This is a genomic window from Rubritalea sp., from assembly GCF_039830215.1.
Lineage (GTDB): Bacteria > Verrucomicrobiota > Verrucomicrobiia > Verrucomicrobiales > Akkermansiaceae > Rubritalea.
The window spans coordinates 1-5259 of sequence record NZ_JBDOPO010000303.1; the positions used below are offsets into that span (position 1 = coordinate 1).

Genomic DNA, 5259 nt, shown 5'->3' on the forward strand with positions numbered 1-5259 from the left:
AAGCGTTCTGTTAGAAAGACATCCACAAGAAAACAGCTATCTAAATAATAAAAGCCTGTAGATTTCTAATTTGATGTTAGAAACTTATAGGATCTAGAACAAACACCATGCAACCGAAGCAAATCAAAAACATTTTCTGGGACGTCGATGGCGTCCTCGCAGACCTCAACTACGCCTACTTTCAGTTCCTTACAAAGCACCCGAACTACCGCGACCGTTATGGTGATTTAAAGTGGGAACAACTTCCTGAGGTGCTGCCTATCATTCCTGAGTATGGAGCACTGGAGCTAAAAACACACCCAGAGCTCGGCACGCAGATGGATCAGGACTTTTGTGCCGACCAATCCTATTTCCGAAATCGTCCGCTCTACCCAGGGGTCATTGAAACGCTCAAGAAGCTCAACGACCTTGGCTATCGCCAGTTCACCATGTCGGCTACCTTCGATGTTGAGGCAAAAACTGCCTACCTCAACGACATCCTCGCCCCCGTAACTGACTTCCTCACCATCGAATGTGTCGAGCACGGTGCCTTCATGCACGACACAGCTAAGCAAGACAGCCTCAAAGCTGCCTATAAAAAATATGACCTCAACCCAGACGAGACAATCCTAGTCGATGATCGCATCTACAACCAATACGCCGCCATCGAATCCGGAGCCCACCCCGTCCGCCTCCGCTGCCCATTCACCTCAGACTCCCCCGAAGAACTCTCATGGATTCCAGAATTTAAGGACATCCAAGGTGTGGCCGATTGGCTGACGAAGAGATCGAGCTAAAGATTCATACGGCCAAGTATGAATGAGTCCAATAGCAGCGTAGAAATAGCCATTCCTCAATTTTTTGGGGGAGGCGGCTAAAGCACACTATCGAGTTTTTATTTTGAGTGATTTGCCCCCCTAATAATCAGAAGTGAGGCTCCTCTGCTAAAACCGGAGGCTTCGACTATGTGAACTGCTCAAAACGGTTATATTACTCTTCGGTCACACGGTTGATTGGCAGTTCTAACTGGTCTAGGCGATGACCTGGACTGGGTGTGGCTCGACACAGCTCTGCGGCTGGTGCGGCTTGACGCGCGTGGGAGGTCAGCCTCCTTAAGATGATAAGCCAATCAACCAAACCCGACCAGCCAGCAAATAACAACTGGCTGCCTCTCTCCTCTCAGATACTGAAAACTGCACACTTAAAATTTCCGCCCAGATGTATCGAGCCGCATCCATCCCCAAGAGCTGAGTCAAGCCTCAGCACTCCATGATTCCTTGCATTAATAACGAATCAGGGCTGCCAAGTAGACTCTTGAGTTGAGAGCCGCTCACACACCTTTTAAATCATGGAGGACTTCGGTATAAGTAAAACTCTTGGAGTCACCCCGGCAAAGCCGAGGGTTTTCCTACTGTGAAATAAATCCAAGCGCCTATGAAGACACTTGGCTTTCAGCAACCCACCATCCTAAGCGATTCGTGTGACCTAGCGCGAGGCACATTTGAGTCTTTTGGTCGGTATAGTTCATCAACTTCGCCAGCCGACTCGGAGAGTCAGCCCTGCCCATAAAAGAAAAAAAGCCGACCACGGCTTCCCGTGATCGGCTTTTAAATTTTGGAGCTTCTAAGTAAAAGGTTTCATCGTAATGGCAACTTCACACTGCCAACTGAAAACATGTCACTTAGGAGCCGAGCGACGACTACATCATGCCACCCATTCCGCCCATGCCGTGGTCGTGACCACCGCCAGCAGCTGCTGCTTCTGGCTCAGGGATGTCTGTGATGAGGGCTTCAGTCGTGAGAAGTAGACCTGAAATAGAACATGCGTGCTGGAGAGCTGAGCGTGTCACCTTAGTAGGATCAACCACACCAGCGTCGATAAGGTCAATGTACTCGTCAGTTGCCACGTTGTAACCAACGTTACCTTCTGCAGCCTTTACCTTGTCAACGATGAGCGCACCTTCGCGACCTGCGTTAGTTGCGAGCTGGCGAAGTGGAGCTTCGATAGCACGGCGAACGATCTCAGCACCAGTTGCTTCATCACCTGTAAGCGTGAGAGTCTCAAGAGCTACTTGAGCGCGGATGAGAGCTGCACCACCACCAGGGACGATACCTTCCTCAACAGCTGCGCGAGTGGCGTGAAGAGCATCGTCAACACGATCCTTCTTCTCTTTCATCTCAGTCTCAGTAGCAGCACCTACGCTGATTACTGCAACACCACCTGCGAGCTTAGCAAGACGCTCCTGGAGCTTCTCGCGGTCGTAGTCGGATGATGTGTCTTCGATCTGTTTGCGGATCTGGTTCACACGGCCAGTGATGTCGTCAGAGGAGCCTTCACCTTCGACGATAGTAGTGCTGTCCTTAGCTATAACAACACGCTTAGCAGAACCGAGGTCTTCGATTTCAACAGACTCGAGCTTGATGCCGAGCTCTTCAGTGATGACTTTACCACCAGTGAGGATAGCGATGTCTTCGAGCATTGCCTTACGACGGTCACCGAAACCAGGAGCTTTCACAGCAGCGATGTTGAGTGTACCGCGGAGCTTGTTCACTACGAGAGTAGCGAGTGCTTCACCTTCTACGTCTTCAGCGATAATGAGAAGTGGACGGCCAGTCTTGGCAGCCTTCTCGAGAAGTGGAAGCATGTCCTTAAGGTTAGAGATCTTCTTCTCGTGGATGAGAATAAGAGCGTTGTCGATAGAGCACTCCATGCTCTCAGGATTAGTCACGAAGTAAGGTGAGAGGTAACCCTTGTCGAACTGCATACCTTCAACAACGTCGAGAGTTGTTTCGATACCTTTTGCTTCTTCAACAGTGATTGTTCCGTCTTTACCTACTTTGTCCATTGCTTCAGCAATGATGTTACCGATCTCTGTGTCCCAGTTAGCGGAAACAGTAGCAACCTGAGCCACTTCCTTTGATTCGGATACTGGCTTGGAGATCTCAGCGAGCTTAGCCACGATGGACTCGGATGCCTTGAGGATTCCGCGCTGAAGGCTGATTGGGTTTGCTCCTGCTGTTACGTTACGGAGACCTTCTTTGTAGATTGCCTCTGCGAGTACTGTAGCAGTTGTTGTGCCGTCACCAGCTACGTCATTTGTCTTGGAAGAAACTTCCTTGATGAGCTGTGCGCCCATGTTCTCGTATGGGTCTTCGAGGTCGATTTCCTTAGCAACAGTCACACCGTCTTTGGTGATTGTTGGGGAGCCGAACTTCTTGTCGAGGATCACATTGCGACCCGCAGGTCCTAGAGTTGCTTTTACAGCACGAGCAAGCTTCTCAACTCCGCGGAGGAGTGATTGGCGTGCCTTTTCGTCAAATTCTAATTGCTTAGCCATGATGGTATTTAAGATTTATAATTTAAAATATAGGATTGGGAACTAGTTGATGATTCCGAGGATGTCGGACTCAGTCACGATGAGGTGGTCTTCTCCGTCAACTTTGACGTCAGTGCCGCCGTACTTAGAGATAAGTACTTTGTCGTTTACAGAAACGGAGAACTCAAATGATGAGCCGTCTTCGTTTTTGCCACCTGTACCGAGTGCGATAACAAGTGCTTCTTGTGGTTTTTCTTGAGCAGAATCTACGAGGACGATGCCGCCTGCGGATACTGTCTCAGCTTCTACGCGCTTAAGTAGCACGCGTTGTCCGATTGGTTGGATTGCCATAGTATTGTTGGTTTTGTTTTAGTTGTGTGATTTATTTTTAGGTCAAAGGACAGGGGTCAAGAGTCATGAGGTTCAGACTTTTGGCCGATAGAGCCTGTGTAAGAGTTTAGACGTCGCTTTCGCTGCTCGAGTTGAGCATATAATACTCGGCCTTTTTCTTTCTCTATCAGATTTCTGTGGACTGCTTTTTCTATCCAAGTCTGCGTCTCTAAAAGACTGCCTCGGGAGTAAAAACAGAACTTCTGATTCTCTTTGAAATGATACCTGCCGTAACCTTCTGAAATGTTTGCTGCAATTGAATCCGCACTGCGAATCAGTTGCTTACCAAGAGTGTCTTTAGCCAAATAACCCCAAGCTAAAACCAACGTCCAGACTTCTTCCCCAAGGCTCATCGCCTCACGGTAAATCTCTAAATCGTTGATTGATTGCATGGTCAAATAGCGAAGCAAAAGGCCACTAGCCGGAGCATCTTACGAGCCCCTTGACTAAGGACCTATGACTCTTGACGTCGAAGCCTAGTCTTCGACTACTTCCGCATCGACTACCTTGCCTTTGGCTGCTTTGGGCTCAGAGGACTCACCAGCTTCTGGAGCCGGAGCACCACCCATGTCTGGAGCGCCTTGTGCACCGCCAGCTGCTTGTGCTGCCTGAGCGAGCTGCTGCATTGTAGCTTCGAGAGCTTCTTTAGAGGACTTGATCTTATCGAGGTCGTCTTCTTTGAGTGCTTCTTTCACTGCATCAACCTTGCCTTGGATCTCAGTCTTGAGTTCCTCTGGAGCTTGGTCGCCCATTTCTTCGAGCTGTGTCTCCACTTGGTTGACCATGCTGTCAGCTTCGTTCTTGAGCTGCACTGCCTCAGCGCGCTTTGCATCTTCTTCAGCGTGCTCTTCAGCTTCGCGCTTTGCCTTTTCGATTTCATCGTCAGAAAGACCAGATGAACCTTCGATCGAGATCTTGTTCTCTTTGCCAGTCTTCTTGTCCTTCGCAGAAACATGGAGGATTCCGTTGGCATCAATGTCGAATGTTACTTCGATCTGAGGCTCGCCGCGGCGAGCTGGCTCGATGTCACCTAAGTGGAAGTTACCGAGAATCTTGTTGTCGATGAACATCTTGCGCTCACCTTGACAGATACGGATATCTACACCTGGCTGGTTGTCTGCTGCTGTGGAGAATGTCTGTGACTTCTTCGCTGGGATCGTCGTATTGCGCTCGATCATTGGAGTAGCGATCTGGCCCGCAGTCTCGATAGAGAGTGTGAGTGGTGCTACATCAAGAAGGAGAACGTCTTGCACGTCGCCTTGAAGAACACCGCCCTGGATACCAGCACCGATAGCAACAACCTCATCCGGGTTCACACCCTGGTTTGGTGTCTTACCTGCGAGTTCCTTAGCGGTTGTTACAACCTTAGGCATACGAGTCATACCACCAACGAGAACGAGCTCGTCGATCTCGGAAGCCGAAACACCAGCCTCCTTGAGACAGTCGATGACTGGCTTCTTAGTACGCTCGAAGAGTGCAGCTGTGAGTTGCTCAAGCTTTGCACGTGTGAGAGTCTTCTGAATGTGCTTAGGACCAGTTTCGTCCATGGTGATGAACGGAAGGTTGATGTCGTA

Annotated in this window: 5 protein-coding genes; 1 reads left to right on the forward strand and 4 read right to left on the reverse strand. The window is 49.6% G+C overall.

What is annotated here, in order from left to right; translation table 11 throughout:
- Positions 1-107 precede the first annotated feature (107 nt).
- Positions 108-776, forward strand: coding sequence for an HAD family hydrolase (locus ABGY95_RS10055; RefSeq protein WP_347441548.1), 669 nt, complete (start codon positions 108-110; stop codon positions 774-776).
- Between the two features lie 902 nt (positions 777-1678).
- Here ABGY95_RS10055 and groL read toward each other — a convergent pair.
- The 4 genes from groL to ABGY95_RS10075 form a co-directional block, all read right to left on the reverse strand.
- Positions 1679-3319: a chaperonin GroEL gene (gene groL, locus ABGY95_RS10060; RefSeq protein ID WP_347441552.1), complete on the reverse strand. Its 1641-nt coding sequence runs from the start codon at positions 3317-3319 to the stop codon at positions 1679-1681.
- Positions 3320-3358: 39 nt separating this feature from the next.
- Positions 3359-3646, reverse strand: a complete 288-nt coding sequence (locus ABGY95_RS10065; RefSeq protein ID WP_347441549.1) for a co-chaperone GroES — start codon at positions 3644-3646, stop codon at positions 3359-3361.
- A 56-nt stretch (positions 3647-3702) separates the two neighbouring features.
- Positions 3703-4077 carry a four helix bundle protein gene (locus ABGY95_RS10070; RefSeq protein WP_347441550.1) on the reverse strand — a complete coding sequence of 125 codons (375 nt, stop codon included), beginning with the start codon at positions 4075-4077 and terminating at the stop codon, positions 3703-3705.
- An 84-nt stretch (positions 4078-4161) separates the two neighbouring features.
- On the reverse strand, positions 4162-5259 hold a 1098-nt coding region (locus ABGY95_RS10075), incomplete at its 5' end, for an Hsp70 family protein (RefSeq protein ID WP_347441551.1).